At 63.1% G+C, this 22,047-nt stretch carries 21 protein-coding genes; 11 read left to right on the top strand and 10 right to left on the bottom strand.

Going from position 1 to position 22,047, the window contains the following annotated elements; all coding sequences use genetic code 11:
- Positions 1-315 precede the first annotated feature (315 nt).
- Both EHO51_RS02820 and EHO51_RS02815 read left to right on the top strand, forming a co-directional pair.
- Complete coding sequence (locus EHO51_RS02820; RefSeq protein WP_124737613.1) at positions 316-1,380, top strand: DUF2778 domain-containing protein; 1,065 nt, start codon at positions 316-318, stop codon at positions 1,378-1,380.
- Positions 1,381-1,660: 280 nt separating this feature from the next.
- Entirely contained in the window at positions 1,661-3,211 is a 1,551-nt protein-coding gene (locus tag EHO51_RS02815) for a radical SAM protein (protein WP_124737612.1), read from the top strand.
- A gap of 183 nt (positions 3,212-3,394) precedes the next feature.
- On the opposite strand, the gene EHO51_RS02810 is transcribed toward EHO51_RS02815, so the two are convergent.
- Positions 3,395-4,078: a tRNA1(Val) (adenine(37)-N6)-methyltransferase gene (locus tag EHO51_RS02810; RefSeq protein ID WP_124737611.1), complete on the bottom strand. Its 684-nt coding sequence runs from the start codon at positions 4,076-4,078 to the stop codon at positions 3,395-3,397.
- 279 nt (positions 4,079-4,357) lie between these two features.
- On the opposite strand from EHO51_RS02810, the gene EHO51_RS02805 reads away from it, so the two are divergent.
- Positions 4,358-5,368 carry a polyprenyl synthetase family protein gene (locus EHO51_RS02805; protein WP_124737610.1) on the top strand — a complete coding sequence of 337 codons (1,011 nt, stop codon included), beginning with the start codon at positions 4,358-4,360 and terminating at the stop codon, positions 5,366-5,368.
- A gap of 146 nt (positions 5,369-5,514) precedes the next feature.
- On the opposite strand, the gene EHO51_RS02800 is transcribed toward EHO51_RS02805, so the two are convergent.
- Positions 5,515-5,844: a PsiF family protein gene (locus tag EHO51_RS02800; protein ID WP_124737609.1), complete on the bottom strand. Its 330-nt coding sequence runs from the start codon at positions 5,842-5,844 to the stop codon at positions 5,515-5,517.
- Positions 5,845-6,004: 160 nt separating this feature from the next.
- Positions 6,005-6,175, bottom strand: coding sequence for a hypothetical protein (locus EHO51_RS20445; protein WP_164479333.1), 171 nt, complete (start codon positions 6,173-6,175; stop codon positions 6,005-6,007).
- Positions 6,176-6,327: 152 nt separating this feature from the next.
- Between EHO51_RS20445 and EHO51_RS02795 the strand changes: the two genes are divergently transcribed.
- Positions 6,328-8,481, top strand: coding sequence for a S9 family peptidase (locus tag EHO51_RS02795; RefSeq protein WP_124737608.1), 2,154 nt, complete (start codon positions 6,328-6,330; stop codon positions 8,479-8,481).
- Positions 8,482-8,536: 55 nt separating this feature from the next.
- On the opposite strand, the gene EHO51_RS02790 is transcribed toward EHO51_RS02795, so the two are convergent.
- Positions 8,537-8,752, bottom strand: coding sequence for a hypothetical protein (locus tag EHO51_RS02790; protein ID WP_124737607.1), 216 nt, complete (start codon positions 8,750-8,752; stop codon positions 8,537-8,539).
- Between the two features lie 247 nt (positions 8,753-8,999).
- Positions 9,000-9,371, bottom strand: a complete 372-nt coding sequence (locus EHO51_RS02785) for a hypothetical protein (protein ID WP_124737606.1) — start codon at positions 9,369-9,371, stop codon at positions 9,000-9,002.
- 150 nt (positions 9,372-9,521) lie between these two features.
- On the opposite strand from EHO51_RS02785, the gene EHO51_RS02780 reads away from it, so the two are divergent.
- Complete coding sequence (locus EHO51_RS02780; RefSeq protein WP_124740016.1) at positions 9,522-10,820, top strand: O-acetylhomoserine aminocarboxypropyltransferase/cysteine synthase family protein; 1,299 nt, start codon at positions 9,522-9,524, stop codon at positions 10,818-10,820.
- 689 nt (positions 10,821-11,509) lie between these two features.
- On the opposite strand, the gene EHO51_RS02770 is transcribed toward EHO51_RS02780, so the two are convergent.
- The 4 genes from EHO51_RS02770 to EHO51_RS02755 form a co-directional block, all read right to left on the bottom strand.
- Positions 11,510-12,103, bottom strand: a complete 594-nt coding sequence (locus EHO51_RS02770; RefSeq protein WP_124737604.1) for an outer membrane protein — start codon at positions 12,101-12,103, stop codon at positions 11,510-11,512.
- A 288-nt stretch (positions 12,104-12,391) separates the two neighbouring features.
- On the bottom strand, positions 12,392-13,447 hold the full coding sequence (locus EHO51_RS02765; protein WP_124737603.1) for an extracellular catalytic domain type 2 short-chain-length polyhydroxyalkanoate depolymerase: 1,056 nt from the start codon (positions 13,445-13,447) through the stop codon (positions 12,392-12,394).
- A gap of 54 nt (positions 13,448-13,501) precedes the next feature.
- Complete coding sequence (cobU, locus tag EHO51_RS02760; protein ID WP_124737602.1) at positions 13,502-14,032, bottom strand: bifunctional adenosylcobinamide kinase/adenosylcobinamide-phosphate guanylyltransferase; 531 nt, start codon at positions 14,030-14,032, stop codon at positions 13,502-13,504.
- On the bottom strand, positions 14,029-15,138 hold the full coding sequence (locus EHO51_RS02755) for a cobalt-precorrin-5B (C(1))-methyltransferase (RefSeq protein WP_124737601.1): 1,110 nt from the start codon (positions 15,136-15,138) through the stop codon (positions 14,029-14,031). Before EHO51_RS02755 ends, cobU begins: the two co-directional genes overlap by 4 nt.
- A 92-nt stretch (positions 15,139-15,230) precedes the next feature.
- On the opposite strand from EHO51_RS02755, the gene EHO51_RS02750 reads away from it, so the two are divergent.
- The 4 genes from EHO51_RS02750 to EHO51_RS02735 all read left to right on the top strand — a co-directional run bounded on the left by EHO51_RS02750 (position 15,231) and on the right by EHO51_RS02735 (position 19,117).
- Positions 15,231-15,788: a YbhB/YbcL family Raf kinase inhibitor-like protein gene (locus EHO51_RS02750; RefSeq protein WP_124737600.1), complete on the top strand. Its 558-nt coding sequence runs from the start codon at positions 15,231-15,233 to the stop codon at positions 15,786-15,788.
- Complete coding sequence (gene cbiB, locus EHO51_RS02745) at positions 15,785-16,747, top strand: adenosylcobinamide-phosphate synthase CbiB (RefSeq protein WP_124737599.1); 963 nt, start codon at positions 15,785-15,787, stop codon at positions 16,745-16,747. Before EHO51_RS02750 ends, cbiB begins: the two co-directional genes overlap by 4 nt.
- Positions 16,748-16,899: 152 nt before the next feature.
- Complete coding sequence (locus EHO51_RS02740) at positions 16,900-18,201, top strand: polyhydroxyalkanoate depolymerase (RefSeq protein WP_124737598.1); 1,302 nt, start codon at positions 16,900-16,902, stop codon at positions 18,199-18,201.
- 76 nt (positions 18,202-18,277) lie between these two features.
- Positions 18,278-19,117 carry a class I SAM-dependent methyltransferase gene (locus EHO51_RS02735; protein ID WP_124737597.1) on the top strand — a complete coding sequence of 280 codons (840 nt, stop codon included), beginning with the start codon at positions 18,278-18,280 and terminating at the stop codon, positions 19,115-19,117.
- Positions 19,118-19,251: 134 nt separating this feature from the next.
- Here EHO51_RS02735 and EHO51_RS02730 read toward each other — a convergent pair whose 3' ends face one another.
- On the bottom strand, positions 19,252-20,301 hold the full coding sequence (locus EHO51_RS02730; RefSeq protein ID WP_124737596.1) for a WcbI family polysaccharide biosynthesis putative acetyltransferase: 1,050 nt from the start codon (positions 20,299-20,301) through the stop codon (positions 19,252-19,254).
- Between the two features lie 162 nt (positions 20,302-20,463).
- Here EHO51_RS02730 and EHO51_RS02725 point away from each other — a divergent pair, with 162 nt between their 5' ends.
- Positions 20,464-21,528, top strand: a complete 1,065-nt coding sequence (locus EHO51_RS02725; protein WP_124737595.1) for a GSCFA domain-containing protein — start codon at positions 20,464-20,466, stop codon at positions 21,526-21,528.
- Positions 21,529-21,607: 79 nt separating this feature from the next.
- Positions 21,608-22,036, top strand: coding sequence for a DUF1772 domain-containing protein (locus EHO51_RS02720; protein WP_124737594.1), 429 nt, complete (start codon positions 21,608-21,610; stop codon positions 22,034-22,036).
- Positions 22,037-22,047 lie beyond the last annotated feature (11 nt).

Here is a 22,047-nt window from a genome sequence, read left to right as displayed (position 1 = left end):
TCGCCGCCGCGCGTCATCAAACGCGCCTGCGGCAGAGCCTCAATCTGGGCGCCAAAGCGGCGGCAAACTTGGCCGCGCCGTGGCGGGACATTTCACGAAACCCGGCGTTTTCAAAGCCTTAACTATTCGTCTTTACCGTAAGCGCGGACAAGAATTCGCCCTAAAGCAGCCCAAGCAAGGCCGTTTAGTTCTGGTGAGAATATGTGAAGGCGTTCCGTGCAGTTCTGGCTTTCGCCGAACTTTGTCGCGATTTCGCGCAAATGTCAGCGAAGCTCAGAGCCTTGCGACGGAAGAGTAATTCGGAGGTAGGGGCGGATGATGCAAGGGATCGGTGCGCCAATCGATTTCATTTCTTTGGATCGTCGCATTTATTCTCGCAAGAACTCGTCTCATCTGGTCATCGCCGGCGTTGCGCTGGCGGTGAGCCTGTCGGCGGGGTGGTGGGCGCTCTCGCAGCGCCCGGCGACCGCCAGCTCCGAGACAGCCGCGGCGGCCCTCAGGCAGAGCGCCTCTATCGCGCAAAATCCATACGGGGCCATCGTCGGCCTCGGCGGCCGGCGGCAGACGCTGGCGCTCGCTGAACCGACGCTGCGCGGCGCGCTTGACGCCAGCATCCAGCCCGCGGCGCAAACGCCGCGCGCCATCGTTCCCGAGCGCCAGGACGTCGACGGCGCGCAGGTCGCCTCGGCGGAGGACGCGCCGCTGCCGCCGCGCCGCCCGGTCGAACTCACCGTCGCCAATCGCGGCCTTTATGAAGGCTCGCTGCGCCGCATGGCGCGCACGACCGTCGTGCCGGGCTCTGGACCGGACGACCGCTCGATCTTCGAGCGATTCTTCGGGCTCGGCGACGCCGCGCAATCGGCGCAAGAGGCGCGTCAGCAGCAACCGCGCGGTCAGGCGCTCGCCTATGCGGCCCCGGACGGCGGCACGCTCTCCGACCTGAAATCCGGCATTCTCGGCGGCGCGGCCGGCGCGGCCGTCGGACCTGCGGCGCGCTTCGACCGCTACACCGCCGTCTATGACATCTCGTCGCATACGGTCTATTTGCCCAGCGGCGCAAAACTCGAGGCGCATTCCGGCCTGCGCGAACATCTCGACGATCCGCGCTACGTTCATTTGCGCATGCGCGGCGCGACGCCGCCGCATGTTTACGATCTCAAGCCGCGCGAGGCGCTGTTCCATGGCGTCGAGGCGCTGCGCCTCACGCCGGTCGGCGGCGAAGGCGCGATCTTCGGCCGCGCCGGCCTTCTCGCGCATACCTACATGCTCGGCCCGAACGGCGATTCGAACGGCTGCGTGTCGTTCCGCGACTATCAGGCCTTCCTGCGCGCTTATAAGAACGGCGAGGTTCGCCGGCTCGCCGTCGTCGCGCATCTCTAGAGCAGGTTCCGAAAAAGTTGACAGACTTTTTCGATGAGAACCTGCTCCAACGTTTGGATTGAGCGATTCCTTATCGATCACATGATTCGATGTGATCGGGAAGCGCTCTAAGCGTTTATTCTCACGCGTGAAAACGAAAAGCGGCCGGTAGCGGCCGCTTTTTTGTTGCGCGTTTTTCTTTGAGTTTGCGCGCCGCCATCCACTTTGGAATGATGACAAGTTCTTGTCCAGATTGCGAAGTTCATTTAGCGTACGGCTCGAAGCGCATGAGGGGATTTGCATGTCCGTTTCGATCTATCTCATCAATCCTGCTGGGGATTTTCCAACTTATTTCGGCGGCGAGGCGCTGGCGGCGTCAGGCGTGGCGGGCGGCGTGATGATGGCGGACCTCGCCACGGCGACCGTCGCGGCGCTTGCCCCCAGCGACTTCGAATTCGAGCTCTGCGAGGAGCAGGTCGAGCCGGTGAAGTTCGACCATCCCGCCGACTATATCGCGATCACCGGCAAAGTCAGCCAGCGCGGCCGGATGATCGCCATCGCCGACGAATTCCGCCGCCGCGGCAAGCGCGTCATCATCGGCGGCCCCTATGCGAGCCTTTCGCCGGCGCGACTGCGCGACCATTGCGACGTGCTGGTGAGCGGCGAGATCGAGGAAATCGCCGGCGAGATCTTCTCCGATCTTCGCGCCGGCACGCCGAAGGACAGCTATGTCGGCGACAAGCCGTCACTCGCCGCTTCGCCGCCGCCGCGCTGGGACCTTTATCGCAACGACCGCGCGATTCTCGGCGCGGTGCAGACCTCGCGCGGCTGTCCGTTCGAATGCGAATTCTGCGACGTCATTCAATATCTGGGACGCAAGCAGCGCCACAAGCCGATCGCCAACGTCCTCGCCGAACTCGACGCGCTCTGGGCGGCGGGCTATCGCACGGCCTTTCTCGCCGACGACAATTTCACCGCCTACCGCGCGCACTGCAAGGAGCTGCTCGCGGCGATCGCGCATTGGCGCCGCGATCGTCCGATGGAGTTCGTCACGCAGATCTCCATCGACGCGACGCGCGACGAGGAGCTGCTCGACATGTGCGTCGCGGCGGGCCTGACGCAGGTCTTCGTCGGCATCGAGACGCCCAATGTCGAAAGCCTGCGCGAGACCGGCAAGCGGCAGAATCTCAAGATCAGCCTCGTCGACGAAATCCAGAAGCTCGTCGATCACGGCATGTCGGTGATGGGCGGGATGATCGTCGGCTTCGACCATGACGGCTCGAGCGTCTTCGCCCAGCAATATGAATTCGCCATGGCGACGCCGATTCCGATCTTCAGCCTCGGCGCGCTGATGGCGTCGGAAGCGACGCCGCTCTTCGACCGCATCACCCGCGAAGGCCGGCTCATCACCGGCGGCGTCGAGACCCAGGCCGTGCCGTGGAGCTCCAACATCCAGTGCCAGACGATGAGCATGGAGGAGCTGCATCACGGCATGCAGAATCTCTGCAACGCGATCTACGCCCCGGCCGCCTTCGGCGAACGCATGCTGCGCCTGATCAGCACTTTCGGCCGCCACCGCAAGGCGCCGGCCCCGCAGCCCTTCGATCCGAAATCGCTGCGCGAGGTCGAACAGCAGGCGATGCAGGTCGGCATGGACGTGCGCAAGATGGGCGAGGCGGAAGGCCGCATGTGGAACAGGGTCTGGGGCGCCGCCGTGCGCAAGCCGGAGACCATCACCATCGTCGCGCGCATCATGTTCCAATATGCGCAGGCGCGGCACATGTTCGACAAGGGCAATTACTGGGAGCCGCAGCTCTCGAGCCCGCCCACGGCGTCGCAGCGCGCGGCGTAAGTTCGGGTCGCACTCTGGCTTCCTCATCCTGAGGAGCGAGCGAAGCTCGCGTCTCGAAGGACGAGGAAGCGTGCTCGCCATTCTCACCCTCGTCCTTCGAGACGCCGCTTCGATCTTCAGATCGAAGCGGCTCCTCAGGATGAGGGTGAGTAATGCAGCGCTCTAGAGTTCCCGAGAACACCGCTAGACCACGATCGCCTTCAAGATCGACAGCGGCGCTTTCGAGCCCTTGACGCCGGCGAGAAGAATGCGCGTCGCCGGCGCGTCGGCCCGCGTGTGAATGGGCTGGATCGAGACGCCCCCTATCCTGCCCTCGACAGCCGCGAGACATTCGGCGAGCGCGTCCGCGCGATGGATCATCACGAAGGTTCCGCCAGGCGCGAGCAGCGCGAGACAGGCGCGCGTCCACTCGACGAGCGGCGCGCTGGCGACATGGGCGCGCGCCTTGGCGGCGTCGGGCGTCACGCGCACCTTGCCGGCGTCATGAAACGGCGGATTGGTGAGCACGAGCGCCGCCCTTTCGTCGATCAGTCCAGCGGCGCGGCGCGATTTCGCCGCGAGCACGTCGGCTTCGTAAACTGTCGCCCTTGCGCCCAGCGCATTTTCGGCGACGTTTTCACGCGCGAGCGCGCACGACTCGGGGTCGATCTCGACCAGCCCAACGATCGCGCGAGGGGCGCGCAGCGCCGCCATCAGCCCGACCGCCCCCGACCCGGCGCCGACGTCGAGAATGACTCCCTGCTGATGTTCGGGCGTCGCGGCGGCGAGCAGCTCGGCCTCCGTGCCGGAACGGTGACCGGCGGCGCTTTGACGCAGGCGCAGCCGCCCGCCGAGAAATCCATCAAATATCGCGCCGCTTTTCGTCATTGCGCCGGGAGGCTTACCACGGCGGACCGCGCGCACGCCTCGCCCGTGTGGGGAGGTTGCCGCGCCGCGGCGCGGCAAGCCTCGCTGATACGGCGAAGCGCCTCCCCCGCGCGACCTTGCACGACGGCTCCTCCGTCGGGCATGACATGTGGCGCGTGGCGGCCGTTGCGGGCGCGTTCGTTCGGGACAAGGACGGAACGCGAACATCCTCGCCGACTTGCCGCCTCCATCCCAAAGCCGTAAGTTCGCGCCAGAAAACGTAAGGCTTAAGGGGGGTCCGTGGGTATCGTCATTCCGCTCGATGAGAAAAAGGACGCCGGCCTCGACAGTCTCCTCGAACTCATCAAGCCCGACCTGGAGCGCACCAATCAGCTGATCATTCAGCGCATGGGCTCCGACGTCACGACGATTCCCGAGGTCGCCAATCATCTCATCTCCGCCGGCGGCAAGCGCCTGCGGCCGATGCTCGTTCTCGCCACCGCCGGCATGTGCGGCTACAGGGGCGACGGGCATCTGAAATTCGCCGCCGGCATTGAATTCATGCATACGGCGACGCTGCTCCACGACGACGTCGTCGACGAAAGCGACATGCGCCGCGGCAAGATCGCCGCGCGCATGCTGTGGGGCAATCAGACCTGCGTGCTCGTCGGCGACTTCCTGCTCGGCCACGCCTTCAAAATGATGGTCGAGCCCGGCGTCATCGCGCCGCTCTCCGTGGTTTCGCAAGCCGCCGCGGTGATCGCCGAAGGCGAGATCATGCAGCTCAACGCCGCGAAGGACACGACCACCACCGAGGACGCCTATATGGGCGTCATCCGCCGCAAGACGGCAGAGCTTTTCGCCGCCGCGGCCGAAGTGGGGGTGATGCTCGGCGGCAAGCCAAAGGCCGATGAAGCCGCCGCGCGCAGCTATGGCATGAATCTCGGCGTCGCTTTCCAGCTCATCGACGACGCGCTGGATTATGGCGGCTCGTCCGCCAAGCTCGGCAAAAACGTCGGCGACGACTTCCGCGAGGGCAAGATCACGCTCCCCGTGGTGCTCGCCTTCCGTCGCGGCAATGAGAAAGAACGCGAATTCTGGCGGCGCACGCTGGAAAAGGCCGAGATCAAGGACGGCGACGTCGAGACCGCCTGCGGTCTGATGAAGAAGCACAAGGCGCTCGACGATACGATCGAGCGCGCGGCGCATTACGGCGCGATCGCACGCGACGCGATGGAGATTTTTCCCGCATCGCCATGGAAGAGCGCGCTGCTCGAAGTCGTCGACTTCTGCATCGACCGCGTCTACTGAAGCAGGTCCCGAAAAAGTTGATCAGACTTTTTCGAATGAGAACCTGCTCCAAGTATTTTGAGCGATTCCTTATCGATCACATGCTTCCATGTGATCGATAAGCGCTCTAGCGCCGCCGGCCGCCGGAAAGCGACCGGCGGACGTATTCATCCCTTCAGACAGTCGGATTTGAAGTGTTTGCGCTCTTTGCCGTGAAGCCCCTTGGCGTCGGCTTGCGTGCGGCAGTCTTTTTCTCTCTCCGCATGCGTCCTGGCCGGAGCGGCGCTCGTTGGCTGCGCAGCGGTCGCAGGCGCTTCGGCGCTTGGCGCCGGCGCATCTGAAGGCGCGGCGCTCTTCGGCGCGATCTCGGCGGGCGGCGCCCAAGCGGTCGGCGCGGTCGTTGGCGCAGACGCCTTCGGCTCGGCGAGCGCGGCGGCGCCGAAGGAAAGACTGGCGCAAACGACGCCAGCGGCAATGTTTTTCATGCTCGTGAACATTTTAAGTTTCTTCTGCGTTTCGAGGCGCGCCGCAGCGCCGTGTTGAGGGGTTGCGGCGCGACTCCATCACGCGCAAGCGCGCGTGCGCCATCGGCCACACCTGAAGCTTAGGCGATTTATGACAGTTTGTCTTTGACGCAGCGCAGCAGCGCCAAAATGGCTAGCGTCGCCACCACACGTAAATCGCGACGCCGGCGATAAAGCTCGAATAGAGGATCTTCCATGCGAGCCGGCGCAGCGCGGACGGGCGGCGCACAGGAATGTCGTTGGGGCGGGAAGTTCTTCGCTCGCCGATTGAAACCGGACTGAGCGCAGCGTGGGAGTAACGCATGAATCGCTCCTCATCCAAAAGCGGATAGGTCTTGCGGCAAGGCTAAGGCGCGATTGATTTACAAATTGCTTCGCTCTCAATCCGCCCGAGAGATCTCTGCGCGGCGCTGCAAGCAGTGATAAAAGCCTCGAAAGCAATCGGCGGAGGACGACATGGCCCGCGATACGACGGCGAAGACATCGGATTGGCGGTTTGATCTTACAGGCGCCACAGCGCCTCACGCCGCGCAGCGCCACACGCGCAGGGTCATCCATGGCCGCGTGCTCGATGATCCCTACGACTGGCTCGCGGCGAAAAACTGGCGCGAGGTGCTGCGCGACCCGGATGCGCTTCCCGACGACATCGCCGAGCTGATCGAGGCGGAAAACGCTTACTGCGATGGCGTCATGGCGCCGCTCAAGAATTTGCGCAGGGCGCTGGTGGCCGAGATGCGCGGCCGCATCAAGGAGGATGACAGCGAGGTTCCCGAGCCGGACGGGCCTTACGCCTATTACGAACGCTTCCATGAGGGCGCGGAACATCCGCTATACTGCCGGACGCCGCGAGACGGCGGGGCGGAAAGCGTGCTGCTCGATGGCGAGGCGCTCGCCAAAGGCCACGATTTCTTCGATATCGGCGACGCGGCGCATGCGCCCGATCACGCGCAGCTTGCCTGGAGCGTCGATGACGCCGGTTCGGAGCTATTCGACATCCGCACCAGGGCGTTGAGCGATGGCCTCGACCGCGCCGACGTCGTGAGCGACAGCGACGGCGTCATTGTCTGGCAGGCCAATTCGAAAGCCTACTATTATGTGCTGATCGACGAGAACCATCGCACCGCGCAGGTCTTTCGACACGAAGTGGACGCCGATCCCGCCGACGACGCGCTGATCATCGAGGAAACCGACAGCGCCTGGTTCGTCAGCCTGCATGAAAGCCGCTGCAGGCGTTTCGCCATTGTGTCCATCCACGGCCATGACGCGACGGAATGTTGGCTGATCGACCTTCGCGAAGACAATCCGACGCCGCGCATCGTGGCGCCGCGCGAGCCGCGCCTGCGCTATGACGTCGAGCCGCATGGCGACCTTCTCTACATCCGCAACAACGCTGACGGCGCCGATGATTTCCGCATTTCCGTCGCGCCGCTCGCAGAGCCGGGCCGCGAGAATTGGAAGGACGTCGTTCACCATCGCCACGGCGTCTTGATCGACTCGTTCACCGTTTATGCGCGTTATCTTGTCTGGCTGCTTCGGGAAAACTCCTTGCCGAAACTCGTCATCCGCGCGCTCTCCAGCGGCGAGGAACATGCGATTCACTTCGAGGAGGAAGCCTATGCGCTGTCGATTGATCCGGGACTTGAATTCGACACCGACATTCTGCGCTTCGTCTATTCGTCGATGACGACGCCAGACGAGACTTATGACTACGACATGACTGCGCGCACGCGCGTCCTGCGCAAGCGCCAGGAAATTCCCTCCGGACACGATCCGAAGACTTATGTGACGCGGCGCCTGTTCGCGACGGCGCGCGACGGCGAAAGCGTGCCGATCACGCTCCTGCATCGCGCCGACTTCACGCCTGGCGGAGACGGCGCGCCGCTGCTCCTCTATGGCTATGGCGCCTATGGCTATGCGCTCTCAGCGAGCTTTAGCGAAGACGCGCTCTCGCTCGTCGATCGAGGCTTTGTCTATGCGCGCGCCCATATTCGCGGTGGAACCGACAAGGGCTGGCGCTGGTATGAAGACGGCAAGCTCGAGAAGAAGCAAAACAGCTTCTTGGACTTCATCGATTGCGCGCGGCATCTGGTTTCGGCCGGCTACACGCGCGAAGGCGGCGTCGTCGCGCAGGGAGGGTCGGCGGGCGGTCTGCTGATGGGCGCCGTCGCCAACGAGGCGCCGGAGCTGTTCGCCGGCATCATCGCCAGCGTGCCTTTCGTCGACACGCTGAATACGATGCTGCGCGACGATCTTCCGCTGACGCCACCAGAATGGCTGGAATGGGGCAACCCGATCGCCAGCGCCGAAGCCTTTGATCGCCTCGCGTCCTATTCGCCTTACGACAATGTGCGCGCGCAACACTATCCGCCGATTCTCGCCGTCGCTGGCGTGACCGATCCTCGGGTCACCTACTGGGAGCCGCTCAAATGGGTCGCGAAGCTGCGCGTGACGATGAGCGGCGGCGGACCCGTGTTGCTGTTCACCCATATGGGCGCGGGCCACGCCGGCGCCTCGGGCCGTTTCGAAGCGCTTGAAGACACGGCGCTGGAATATGCTTTCGCGCTCGCCTGCGCCGCGCGTGCATTCAATGACGCGAAGGATTTCGTGTAACGATGCTGAGTAGAGCCGCTGCATTTCCCGAGAGCGGGAAATGCAGCGAAGAAAGTCATTTGGTGGGATGCACCCACTCCGAATCGGGGGGAATAACGGGTTTGCTCTCGGCGGCCGGCGGGCTGGTTTCGGCGGGAGCGCTGGGGGCCGCCGTTTCGGCGGGCGCTTCGCTCACCGCAGCGGGCGCTTCGCTTTGATCTTCGGCGCGGACGGGCGCGCCGAACATTGCGCCCGCAGCGATTGCGGCCGTCAACAGCAGTAGTTTTTTCATATGGCGATTTCCCCTTTGGAGTAAGCCCGAGTCGCGGGGTTGCGCTCATTTATGGCCGCGGCGGATTATAATCGGCGACTCCTTCGACTCAAGGAATAACGCCACGCTGCATGTTCGATCGCATACATGTCGAACAGCGATCGGCGACTCTCATGACGCTGAGCCCATGCGTCGAAGCCGCCGATCGATCATACGCCGCGAGTCCTGACCGGCGTTTTTTACGCCGGTCGCAGCACTCGGACTGACGTTAAGAGCTTGGCCCCTTCTTGCGCCGGATCTCTTCGGGCGGAGCCCATTCCTGGCCGCTCTGTGTTCCTTTCTTTCCCTCCACGCCCGGCGAGCCGGCGGAGGTTCCACTCGACCCCGCCAAACCGCTTTCGTTGACATCAACCGCTTTCGGATTGTCCTTCTGCACGGCGCCCGATGGCTCGACCGGACTTCCGGCCGCCGGTCCCGATGTCACGCCCTGCTCCTGCGATTGCTGAGACTGCTGATCTGGCGGCTGTTGCTGCGTTTGCTGCAGCTGTTCCCGTTGCTCCTGCTGCTGTTCCTCGGCCAACGCCGCAGGCGCCAGAAAGGCGAGGGCGAGGCTTCCGACGACGGCTAATCCTGTCTTCATGTCGAACTCCTTGGAGGGGCGCCAATGCGCGACATTCGCCCCGCGGGTAAATGGAGGAGGGAACAAAACTAGCAATGGCGTGACACTCGCCATGTAGCGCTCGCGTAGGCTTTGCCGTATTCAGCTTACGCTCACGCCAGGAGGAAGATGATGGCCGTCGACAGCAAGCACGCCGAAACGATTGCGCTCCACGCCGGCTGGCGCGCTGATGAAACCAACGGCGCCGTCGCCGTTCCGATTTATCAAACGACCTCCTATCAGTTTCACGACACCGAGCACGCCGCCAATCTTTTTGCGCTCAATGAGCTTGGCCATATCTATACGCGCATCGGCAACCCGACGACCGGCGTGTTGGAGGCGCGGCTCGCGGCGCTCGAAGGCGGCGTCGCCGCCCTGGCGCTGGCTTCCGGACAGGCGGCGTCGGCGCTCTCGATTCAAAATCTCGCGCGCGTCGGCGACAATGTCGTCTCGTCCACCGATCTTTACGGCGGCACTTGGAACCTCTTCGCCAATACGCTGAAGGATCAGGGCCTCGACGTGCGCTTCGTCGATCCGGCGGATCCGGAAAATTTCCGCCGCGCGACGGACGCGCGCACGCGCGCCTATTACGCCGAGACTCTGCCCAATCCCAAACTCACCGTGTTTCCCATCGCCGAAGTCGCGGCGATCGGCCGGGAGCTCGGGGTTCCGCTGATCATGGACAACACCGCGGCGCCGATTCTCTGCCGGCCGATCGATCATGGCGCGGCGATCGTCGTTTATTCGACCACGAAATATCTTGGCGGCCACGGCACGTCGATCGGCGGCGCCATCATCGACTCCGGCAATTTCGACTGGGAAAAATTTCCGCAGCGTCAGCCGGCGCTGAATACGCCTGATCCGAGCTATCATGGCGCCGTCTGGGTTGAGGCGGTCAAGCCGATCGGCCCCGTGGCCTACATCATCAAGGCGCGCGCGACGCTGTTGCGCGATCTCGGTCCGGCGCCCTCGCCGTTCAACGCTTTTCTCACGCTGCAGGGTGTCGAGACGGTGACGCTGCGCATGGAGCGCCATGTGCAGAACACGCAGAAGGTCGTCGACTTCTTGAGCAAGCGCAGCGAAGTGACGCGGGTCATTCATCCTTCGCAGCAGACGGGCGAGATACGCCGGCGCGCCGACGCCTATCTGAAAGGCGGCTATGGCGCGCTGCTCGGCTTCGAGCTGAAGGGCGGTCTCGACGCCGGCCGCAGATTCATCGACGCGCTGCAGATGTTCTATCACGTCGCCAATATCGGCGACGCGCGCAGCCTCGCCATCCATCCGGCGACGACGACGCATTCGCAGCTCGCCGAAGAAGCGCAGCTCGCATCGGGCGTGACGCCCGGCTATGTGCGGCTTTCGATCGGCATCGAGCACATCGACGACATCATCGCCGATCTGGAGAAGGGGCTGAAAGCGGCGGGCGCGTAAGGCGCTCCCTTCTCCCGTGAAGCGGAAGGGTGGCCCCGCGACGCGGGGTCGGATGAGGGCGATGGCGACGACATTTCTTGGTTTACAGGCGACGACACCTCAGAAGTTCAAGAAGCCATGTGAGCGAATCGTCCATCGTTTGGCGTTGATCACGAGGCGCGGTCGCCCGAGCGTGATCGTTTCGGACAACGGCACGGGTTCACCTCGAACGCGACGGCAATCCGCGCTTTAGTGAAGCTTATCGACACTCGCCTCGCATTCGGCGCTGGCGTCCGTCCTGACGATCGGACCTGCCATTCGTCAAAAAAAAGGCGGAGGAGGAGGTGGTGGTGGCGGTGGCGGTGGCGGCAATCGACGCCATCGTCTGCGACGTGGTCCCCACGAGTCTGGGGGCGGAGGCGGCGGTCCCCAGCCGGGCCCCGGAGGCGGCGGTCCCCAACCAGGCTCCGCTTGTGCGAAAGTCGCCGACGCAACTGAGACGACGCCGGCGAGCGCGGCCAATTCGCTACAACAAATAGCAAATGCCAGTGCTCCCGCCGTCGAGGTCAGCCGTTGGCGCCGTCGAGACGACACACCATTGTTACACATGATGTCTGCCTTCACGCTTGATAGAAAGGAACGCGCTATGGTGATGAACAACGCCAGTCGGCTCAGCGTATCCGTGGAATGTCTGCGACCCTTGGGAACGCTTAGAAGGCATTTGGCGGGCTTAGAAATGCATAAGGATCGAAGCGATAGTTGAGTCCCGCTCGCACGACGTTGAAACCCTGGTCGCCATGTCGACGTGGCCCAAAATCTTCGTTCTGAGAAAGGCGGACATAGAGGTATTCAACCTTCGCGGACCATTTCGGAGCGAAAGCCCATTCAACGCCGCCGCCGGCGGTCCAGCCTGCCCCCGCGCCGCCGCTTCCGCCATAGGCGAATCCTCCGGTCCCATAAACGAGCAATGTTGGATTAATTACAGTTGTGCCCAAGCGTCCCCGAACCGTTCCAAACCAATGCACGCCACTCATGCTTGATCCTTGGATATCGGTTTCAAGGCCGGCAACAAACAGCCGCGAAAATTGGTAATTGTAACCCAGCTGACCGCCGCCGATTACGCCGCCGGCTCCCCTATTCGGCACTCCTCCTCCGAGGTTTGCGCCAACATAGAAGCCGGTCCAAAGCGGAGGTGGCGCAATCAAGTACGGCGGCGGCGAAGATTTATGGGAAGGCAAGTCCGCCGCCTGTGCGCCCACTGAAATCGCGCTAAATGCAATGAGCGCGCCGAGCGATCTTTTCATATCCTTACCCCTTTTTTATCCACGCCGTCCGGGGTCGAGCGAACGCAGTGACGTCCGACATTTCCGAGCCGCGCCTAGCATATGGGGCTACTTCCTCAGCCGGACTGAGGCCAATTGATTTCAATTTGTTTCGGGCAGTCGCTCGTGTGCAAATGACGCGCCCTAATTCGCAATTTGGCTATTATTCCGATAGCGAACGACGCCAAAAGCCACACCCAAATTGTCACAACAATCGCCATCTCCCGCATGCGCAATGATGAGCACAAACACGACATGGAGCGCTAAGCCTCACGGCTTCGTCGCGAGCCGGTCCACGATCGCGCGAATGGCGGCGATCTGCGGACCTTTCTTGGTGTGGTGCTCGGCGCTGTCATAGCCCCACCAGTCCCAGCAAGCGTTGGGGTTCAACACGAAGTTCAACGTATAGAACGGCCAGCCCCAGCCCCAGCGGCTGATGGTTTGCGGATAGACGACGATGATGTGGTTCGTATCCGCCCAGCGATTGTAGCCGGCGTGTTTGTAGAACGCGTCGCCAACTTCGGCGGCCTGCTGTTTGCAGCCATGCAGGGCGACATGCACGCGGCACGTCTCCAGCGCGCAGACATGCGGCACATAGGCGTAGCCGACATCGCTTAAACTGTGATTGTAGGGATTGCCGTCGGGCAAAAATTCCTTCTGATCGAACTCGACATATTTTCCGGCGGGCTGCGCGCTCGGCGGGTTGAGCGGCCCGTAAATCTGTTCGAGCATGGCTTTCGCGGCGTCGAAGTCGCAATCGACGATGAACGGAGCCTTGTTCACGCCGCATTCCTTGTCGCCATAGTCCTCGGTCACCATGGCGTGACCCGCGCCGATATCGTTTCGAAAGGCGATGCGATCCGGCGGCACATAAAACGCGTAATAATCGCGCGCCGCATCCATCACGACCGGATGCACCACCTCATCCTTGCGACCGGAAAACAGCCAGACCCGCGCATCGTTCAAATTGGCGACGTCGTCTATGGCGCCGGAGCGTGCGAGCGAATCGGTGATGTCCTTAAGATGCGCCGGATCCGGAACAGGATGGGCGGCATCCGGCTTCATGCAATTGCTGGTCGCGCGATTCGAGCTCTGCTCCGCGCAGTCGTAAGGCACGCCGGCGACGATCCCCGCGCCTTTGACAACGCCGGAATGCGCCACATGGAATTGCAAAGCCATCGCCGCGCCCGATGACAGCCCCGACACGGAGGTCTCGGACAGATTAGCGCCGTAAGCCGGCAGGCGCTCGGCGCCCGACGCGGCGTCGGCTGCAAGACAGCACGTCACGGCGACGGCGATGTGTAATCTGCGCAAAGGAATAAACATGAACTTCTCCTCTAAAATTGTGTAGCGAAGCTTTAGCGGCGAGGGGGGAAATGATCACATGATCGGCGGCCCCTTAACCGTCAGCGGATTGCCTGCGACGACGAGGACGACCCGTCCCGCACTCCGGGAAATAGCCTGATGCAATTCGCCTGCCGCATCCCGAAAACAACGCGCCAGCGCATTGTCGGGCACGATGGACAAACCAACCTCGGACGAGACGGCGACAGTCGCCGCCGAACGTGATGACAACGCATCAACAAGCGCGGCGCGATCGCGTGAAAGATCGGCGCCGCCAAGCAGCCGATTGCTCAGCCAGAGCGTGAGACAGTCGATCAGCAACGGTCCATCGACCGGCGCCTCGCGAATCGCGTCGACGAGCGCCTGCGCCGCTTCGACCGTGCGCCAGTCCTCGCCGCGTCTTGCGCGATGCGCGTCGACGCGCGCGCGCATTTCCTCATCCAGAATGTCCGCCGTCGCAATATAGGTCCAGGGCGACGGATGCGTGACGATGAGACTCTCCGCATATGCGCTTTTGCCTGAACGCGCGCCGCCGAGCACAAGGGTAAGATGCGGATTTTCGCTCATGTCTGGGCTCTTTGGAACGGCGTGCGGGCGAGCAGAGCGCCCTCGCGGTCGAATATGATGATCTCCAATTCGCTGTCCGCCGTATCCAGAGCGCGCGCCGCGGTTTTCCACGCGGCGCGCGCGACCGGCGCCGAAAGATCGATTCCGGCGCTTTGTCCGATCTGCAAAGCTTCGAGCGCGCTGTTGGCGCGCTCGATGAGCGCGGCAATCTCTTCGCCCGCGCCGACCTCGCGCGCGATGTTAGCGAGCCGCGCAAAATCCACGCTCGAGCGCCCCGAATGCAGATCGAGCCGCCCTTGCGCGAGCTTGGTCATCTTGGCGAAGCCGCCGCCGATCGTGACGCGCGCGACCGGATGGGTGCGAAGATATTTCAACAGTCCGCCGACAAAATCGCCCATTTCAATGAGGGACGTCTCCGGCAGATCATGAAGCCGCTTCACCGCCGCCTCGGAGGTCGAGCCCGTTGTGCCGGCGACATGGGTCAGGCCGCTGGCGCGCGCCACATCGACGCCGCGATGGATGCTGTCGATCCAGGCGGCGCAGGAAAAGGGCGTAACGATGCCGGTCGTGCCGAGAATGGAGAGTCCGCCGATGATCCCCAGTCGGCCGTTGAGCGTGTGCTTGGCCAATTCCTCGCCGCCGGGGACCGAAATTTCGATGTCGGCGTCCGCGCCGACCCCGATCTTCGCGCTCGCCTCGATGATCGTTTCAACCATCATCTTACGGGGCGTGGGATTGATCGCCGGCTCGCCGGGCGCCAGCGGAAGCCCCGGGCGCGTCACGACGCCGACGCCCTCGCCCGCGAAAAACCGCACGCCCGCGCCGGGAGCGCCGCGGCGCACTTGCGCGCATATCAGGGCGCCGTGGGTGACGTCCGGATCGTCGCCGGCGTCCTTAACCACGCCGGCGCGGGCGAAATCCTCGCCGCGTTCAAAGGTCGCCAGCGCGAAGGCGACGCGCTTTCCCGACGGCAACGCGATCTCGACCGGATCGGGAGGCGGCGCGTCCGTCATCAGCGCCTCGAAGGCGGCGCGCGTCGCGGCGGTCGCGCAGGCGCCCGTCGTCCAGCCGCGGCGCAAAGGACGCCCACTTCCCGCATCGCTCATGCGCCCTCTTTACCGCGAAGCGCGAGCGCGCGACACCGGCGCGCCGATCCGCTAAAGATGCGGCGATTTCCAGATTTGAGGAGCACGCTTACATGTTGCGCAGCGTTTCATCCTTTCTCGGTCTCATTGCGCTGGCCGCCGCCGACTCGCGCGGCGCCCAGGCGTTCGAGCTCACAAGCCCCGACATCGCCGAAGGCAAGACGATCGACATGAAGCATGTCTATGATTCCATGAGCTGCACCGGTGAGAATCTCTCGCCGGAGCTCAATTGGAGCGACCCGCCTCCGGGAACGAAGAGTTTCGCCGTCCTTGTGCATGACCCCGATGCGCCGACGGGCGGCGCCGGCTTCTGGCACTGGCTCGTCGTCGACATTCCGGCCGACGCGCGCGGCTTGAAGCGGGGCGCCGGCGACGCTTCGGGAAAAAACCTGCCGTCAGGCGCGCAGCAACTGGAGACGGACTTTGGCGACAAGGCCTATGGCGGCCCCTGCCCGCCGCCCGGCAAGCCGCACCGTTACGTTTTCACCGTCTACGCGCTCAAGACCGAAAAGCTCGGCGACGCCGCGCATGGCCGCACCGCCGTCGCCGGCTTCACCATCAATCAGAATGCGCTGGCCAAAGCCTCGATCACCGCGCTTTTTGGACGGTGAATTTCGGCGTTGCGCTTCTGGCGCTCGCCATCGAGGCGGGCGCCGGCTATCCGGACGCGATTTTTCGCAGGATCGGCCATCCGGTGACCTGGATGGGCGCGCTGATCGCCGCGCTCGACCGAGGGCTGAACCGTGAGGGCGATACCTTCGCGCTTCGGCGGTCGAAAGGCGCCGTCGCTCTCGTGGCGCTTCTTGTCATCGCCGTTGGGAGCGGCGCGCTGATCGAACGCGCGGCGCTCGCGCTTCCGCTCGGCTGGATGGCGCTCGCTGTCGTTGCATCCAGCCTTCTGGCGCAGCGCAGCCTGCATGCGCATGTCGCCGCGGTCGCGGAGGCTCTGGCGATTTCGGTGGAAGACGGCCGGGCGGCGGTGGCGAAAATCGTCGGACGCGACGTATCGGCGCTCGATCAATCCGGCGTCGCCCGCGCCGCCATCGAGAGCCTTGCCGAGAATTTCTCCGACGGCGTCGTCGCGCCGGCGCTCTGGCTCGCGTTCTTCGGCCTGCCAGGCGCGCTGGCTTATAAGATGGTCAACACCGCCGACAGCATGATCGGCCATAAGTCGGCGCGCTATCTCGCCTTCGGCTGGGCCGCGGCCCGCTGCGACGATCTGATGAATGTTCTCCCCGCGCGCGCGGCTGCGGGCCTGCTGGCGATCGGCGCCTTGGCGATGAAGGACGCCTCTCCGGCCAAGGCCCTGGCGGCGGCCTGGCGTGATGCGCCAAAGCACGCCTCTCCCAACGCCGGCTGGCCCGAAGCCGCGGCTGCCGGCGCTCTTGGCCTCAAGCTCGGCGGTCCCCGATCCTACGGCGGGGCTGAAGCGGTGGAGGGCGCGAGTCTGGGCGACGGCAGGCGCGAGGCCAATGCGGCGGATATTCGCCGCGCTTTGGCGCTCTATGAGATTTCAGTCGCCACGCTCTGGTTTTCGCTTGCAGTCGGGGCCTTGGCTGCGAGAGTATGACAGAACTGCAAATTTTCAGGTCCATGGCGCCACAGCTCTGCTCGCCAGATTTCTAATGTTGCCCATCTTGAATGTGTTATTAGTTAGATTGTGCGGTGCAGCATGAACGCAGCGCGGCGGCTGCGACGGGGGTGGCGGGGAGAAGCGTAAAAATGGACCGTATGTCGTACCAGCTCTACGAAATGTTGCACTTGGCTTTCGCGCCGGCGCGGGCGGCGACGGACGCGATGTTGCACGCGATGAAGAATCCGCTCAATCCGCTGCATCACACGTCGTTCGGCCGCAACGTCGCCGCCTCGGCGGAACTGTTCGAGCGCATGACCCGCCGCTACGGCAAACCCTTGTTCGGCCTGGACACGACGGTTGTCGACGGCGCCGAGGTCGAGATCGTCGAGGAGGTTGTCTGGAGCCGTCCGTTTTGCGGCCTGCTGCATTTCAAGCGGCTGTTTACTGGTCCGGCACCCCGACAGTCGAAATTGCTGATTGTCGCGCCGATGTCCGGCCACTACGCCACGCTGCTGCGCGGCACGGTCGAGGCGTTCCTGCCGACCTACGACGTCTACATCACGGATTGGAGCGACGCACGCACGGTGCCGCTCGTCGACGGCTCGTTCGACCTCGATGATTACATCGATTATCTCAGCGAAATCATGCGTTTCCTTGCCATGAACGGTCCTGAAACGCCCTTGCATACGCTAGGCGTCTGTCAGGCCTCGGTGCCGCTCATCTGCGCGATCGCCGCCATGGAGGCGGACAATGATCCTGACGTCCCCGAATCCATGGTGCTGGTCGGCGGCCCCATCGACACAAGGGTGAATCCGACGGCTGTCAACAAGCTGGCGCAGCAGCGCGGAATGGATTGGTTCCGCAGCCATTGCATTCACACCGTGCCGTTTCCGCACGCGGGCATGGGACGCCAAGTCTATCCGGGCTTTCTGCAGCTCTCCGGCTTCATGTCGATGAATTTCGAGCGCCATGTCTCGGCCCATTTCGAAATGTTCAACCATCTCGTCGAGGGGGACGGCGACTCCGCCGAAAAACACCGCGATTTTTACGACGAATATCTCGCGGTCATGGATCTGACGGCAGAATTCTATCTGCAAACCGTGGATCGCATCTTCGTCCGCCACGAGGTGCCGCTCGGCCTGTTGCGCCACCGGGACAATCTCATCGACCTCAAAGCAATCAGCCGCACCGCGCTCTTTGCGGTCGAGGGTGAAAAAGACGACATTTCCGGCGTCGGCCAGACCGAAGCCGCGCTGGATCTCTGCGCCAATATTCCTGCCGCCCGGAAACGCCATTATGTGCAGAAAGGCGTCGGCCATTACGGCGTCTTCAACGGCTCGCGCTTTCGCGACGAGATTGCGCCGCGCATTCGCGCATTCGCGGCCGACATGGAGAGTGTCGACGGTTTAGCGACGACGCGTCCTCGCCTTGCGTGGAGCGCGGAATAAAGGCAAACTCTGCGCCCTCGCCGCGATTAGACTGGGCGCTTTCGCGCGCCCGACCCAATCATCCAAGGAACATTCGATGGACGTGCAGGACGCAGCCTCGCGCGAAGCGCTGCAAAAAGAAATTGACGCCATTCATTGGTATCATGAGTTCGATTTCGGAAACGGGCTGCGCGCCCTCAGCGTGTCGCAAGCCGACGATCACCGCCGCATCTGGCGCTTCATCGAGAGCGAGCTCGACAAGATCGATTTCGCCGGCAAGAGCGTGCTCGAAATCGGCTGCTGGGACGGTTTCTGGAGCTTTTACGCCGAGCGGCGGGGCGCCAAGCGCGTTGTCGCCACCGACGACGTGAGCCAGAACTGGGCGAGCGGCGCGGGGCTGCGCCTCGCCAAGAAGCTTTTGAAATCCAACGTCGAGATCAATCAGAACGTTTCGATCTACGAAGCCTCGAAGCTCAATGAGACCTTCGACATCATCATCTGTCTCGGCGTCTACTACCACCTTGTCGACCCCTTCGCGGGATTCGCCGAAGTGCGGCATCTCATGCACGAAGGATCAATCGCGATTTTCGAAGGCGACGCGACGCTCGAATTGCGACCCGACACTTTTTATTGGGACATGTCGGATTCGTCGAAGTCGTGCTTCGTGCCGACGCAGTGGGGCCTCAACCACATGCTGAAGACAACCTATATGGATGTCGTCGCGCAGAGCTGGATGCGTCCGCCGCCGGCGTTCAAGGTCAATGTCGATCCGGCGCATCTTTTCGGCTTCACGGGGGCGCTGGATCCTTCAGGCTTCCCGCCCCTGAAACATCGCGAGCGCATTCTCACCGTGGTGAAGCCGTTCAGCGGCGAAAATCCGCTGCATCCCTATAAGCCGCCGTTCAATCTCGCGAAATTCGACACGCGCTGGAAATAGTACGGATATCGGTGCATTTGGGCCGTGTCATTCCCGGCAGGCCAAAGGGCTGACCGGGAATCCAGACCGATCCAAGCGCGCTGGTCTTGCTCCCGATCGCGCGCTTTGCGCGCGTCCGGAATGACGCAAGCAGCTTACAGCGTAGGCGTGAGGCCCGCGACGAAATTCTCGCGCGCCAACCTCATCAGCAATCCGCTCGTCGCCTCGTCGGCGAGCCATGCGTCGACGCGCGGATTGCTAAGCTGCGAGGGATCGTGGCCGCTATAGATCTTGTAGCAGGACGCGATGTACTGCGGCAACGTCAGGAAATCGCCTACCGTCGTCGATATATGGTGGTTCTGCAGCTTGAACATATAGCCGCCCTGCGCCCCATATCGCTTCGCGATTGATGGATAGATCGGGAAGATCTCGCTGCGCGCGAGATCATGAATGGCGTAATAGTTGAAATTCACCGTCCGCGGCTTCAGTCCGACCGTCTCGAACAGTTTCTTGGAGAGATCGAACAGCACAAAGCTCATCGGATGCACGGTGCTGTACATGAAGACGCCGCGGCGCGACCAGTTCATCAGCTCGGCCGAAAGATCGAGGCCATATCTGTCGCGCGTACCATCGACCAGTTCGCGCGACGCGTCGTTCCACATGTCGAAATAGCCGAGCGCGTCAAAGACGTTCTCGTTGAAGAGCGCGTTCGCCATCTCGACCGACAAGCCTTTGCGATAGGCGAAAAGTGCGATCGCCGAATGGTAGGGACCGATCGGCCCGCAAACGAAACCGTGCATGCGCGACAGATCGTGAATATAGACGAGATCGGGATGAAAGGCCGCAAAGGTGATCGCAGGAAAGATCATCGTCTTCGGCAGGCGCTTGCATAATTCTTCTGAACCGCCGCCGCGCACATGACCGTCAAGAAAGTCATGCGAGAAGACGTAGTCGTAAGTCTCCAGCGTCTTGGCGAAGAGGCCCATCGTCGAGCGGGCGCGGGCGATCATCGAAAAATGGTCGACGGTCGCGCTCGGATCGAGCACTTTCATCGCATAGGCGACGCCGAAACTCTGGCAATTGCCGATGATGGCGATCCGCGGCCCGGTGTTGCGCATGACGCGGCCGGTGATCTTCGCGAGCCGCGGCTCGACGGCGTATTGCCGCCAGGATTTTAGAATCTGTCTGTCAACCTGCGTTAACATGCGGTCTTTCATGGATTGGCGACGGCGCGGGCGTTCTCAGCGGCGCCGCCGGGTGACAAGCGGTCGGGCGCCGTTTATGTTGCGACGCCAGAGGGCGGCTCGCGAACGACGCGGGAAAAGCTCGATCCGCGACCATCGGCCGGATCAGAAAGGAGTGCGACCATGGCGGAGAACCCCTATAGCTCCCTACCCGACCATCGCTTTTGGCGCAAGGCGGTGACCTCGCTGCCGCCCTTCGCGCTCGATCCGATCATTCGCACGCCTTTCAAGATTTCGCCGCAGGACAAAGTCGCGACGGGCGGCAGCTGCTTCGCGCAGGAGATCGCCATGGGCCTGCAGGCGAGCGGATTCCATTATTACCTCGCCGAGCAGCCGCCGGCGGGCATGTCCGCGGATGAGGCGCTGCGCCGCAACTACTCAATGTATTCCTGCCGCTACGGCAATCTCTACACGACCGCGCAGCTGCTGCAATTGATCGAACGCGCCTATGGACGTTTCACGCCGCAGCTCGATCACTGGAACCGGCCGGAGGACGGCCGCGTCGTCGATCCGTTCCGGCCGCGCATCGAGCCCGACGGATACGCGACTGTCGACGACATGCGCGCCGATCGCGAGCGGCATCTCGCCGCGGTCCGCCACATGCTTGAGACGATGGACGTCTTCGTTTTCACATTCGGCCATACCGAGACCTGGCGCCACAAGCCCGACGGCGCGATCCTGCAGCTTGCGCCGGGCGTCGCCGGCGGCGCCTGGGATCCGAGCGTCTATGAGTTCTACAATATGACCGTCAGCGAAGTCGTGCGCGACTTCATGGCCGCCGTCGACCGCATTCGCGAGGTCAATCCAAAGGTTCGCATCGTGTTGAGCGTGTCGCCGGTCGGCATTATCGCGACCTATGAAGACCGGCACGTCATTGAGTCGAACTGCGCCGTCAAGGCAATTTTGCGCGCCGCCGCCGACGAGGTGGTCCGGGCCAGGCCGAACATCGCCTATCTCCCATCCTACGATCTCGCCACGGTTTCCCCCAACGTGCCGATGTTCTATCGGGAGGATACGAGACGCATCAATCCCTATGGCGTCGATCGCGCCATGAGGGTGTTCTTCGACCATTTCACCGATCGCCGAAAAGAGCAGGATGCGGTGAAGGCGGTGAAAATCGACGTCGCCGCTGAAGCCGAGAGCAACTCCCGCGTCGTCTGCGACGAGGAAGCGATCGAGTCAGCTTAAGAGACAATGGCGGCGGGTCGGCGGTCGGGGTCGATTCGCCAGGAACGCCGCGTCATGCCGACCGCCAAAGGACGCTTGAATGATTATTGGTTCGCTTGCGCTCGCGACGGCTGGCGCTTTCACCGGCGCCTCGCTTTATGTCAATTACGTCGAACAGCCGGCGCGGCTTGCGCTCACTGACGACGCGCTGATCAAGGAGTGGGAGCCCTCCGATCACCGCGGCTTCATTGTGCTCGCAAGTTTTGCCGCGCTTGCCGCCCTCTTGGGCTTCATCGCCTATCGCGAGCTCGATGACGTCAGATGGCTTTTCGGCGCGCTCATCGCGATTGCGACCTGGCCCTACACCTATCTCGCCATCGTGCCGCTCAACAATCGCATCCTGGCGCTGATCCAGGCCGACGCGGCGCACGAAGCACGCAAGGTCATCGACCTTTGGGGTCGCCTGGAGCTGGGTCAAACCGCGCTCGGCCTCGTCGCAACGCTCATCTACGTCTGGGCCGCCGGCTGATTTCCGAGGGC

Source organism: Methylocystis rosea, from assembly GCF_003855495.1.
Lineage (GTDB): Bacteria > Pseudomonadota > Alphaproteobacteria > Rhizobiales > Beijerinckiaceae > Methylocystis > Methylocystis rosea_A.
This window is presented reverse-complemented; position numbering and strand designations above follow the sequence as displayed.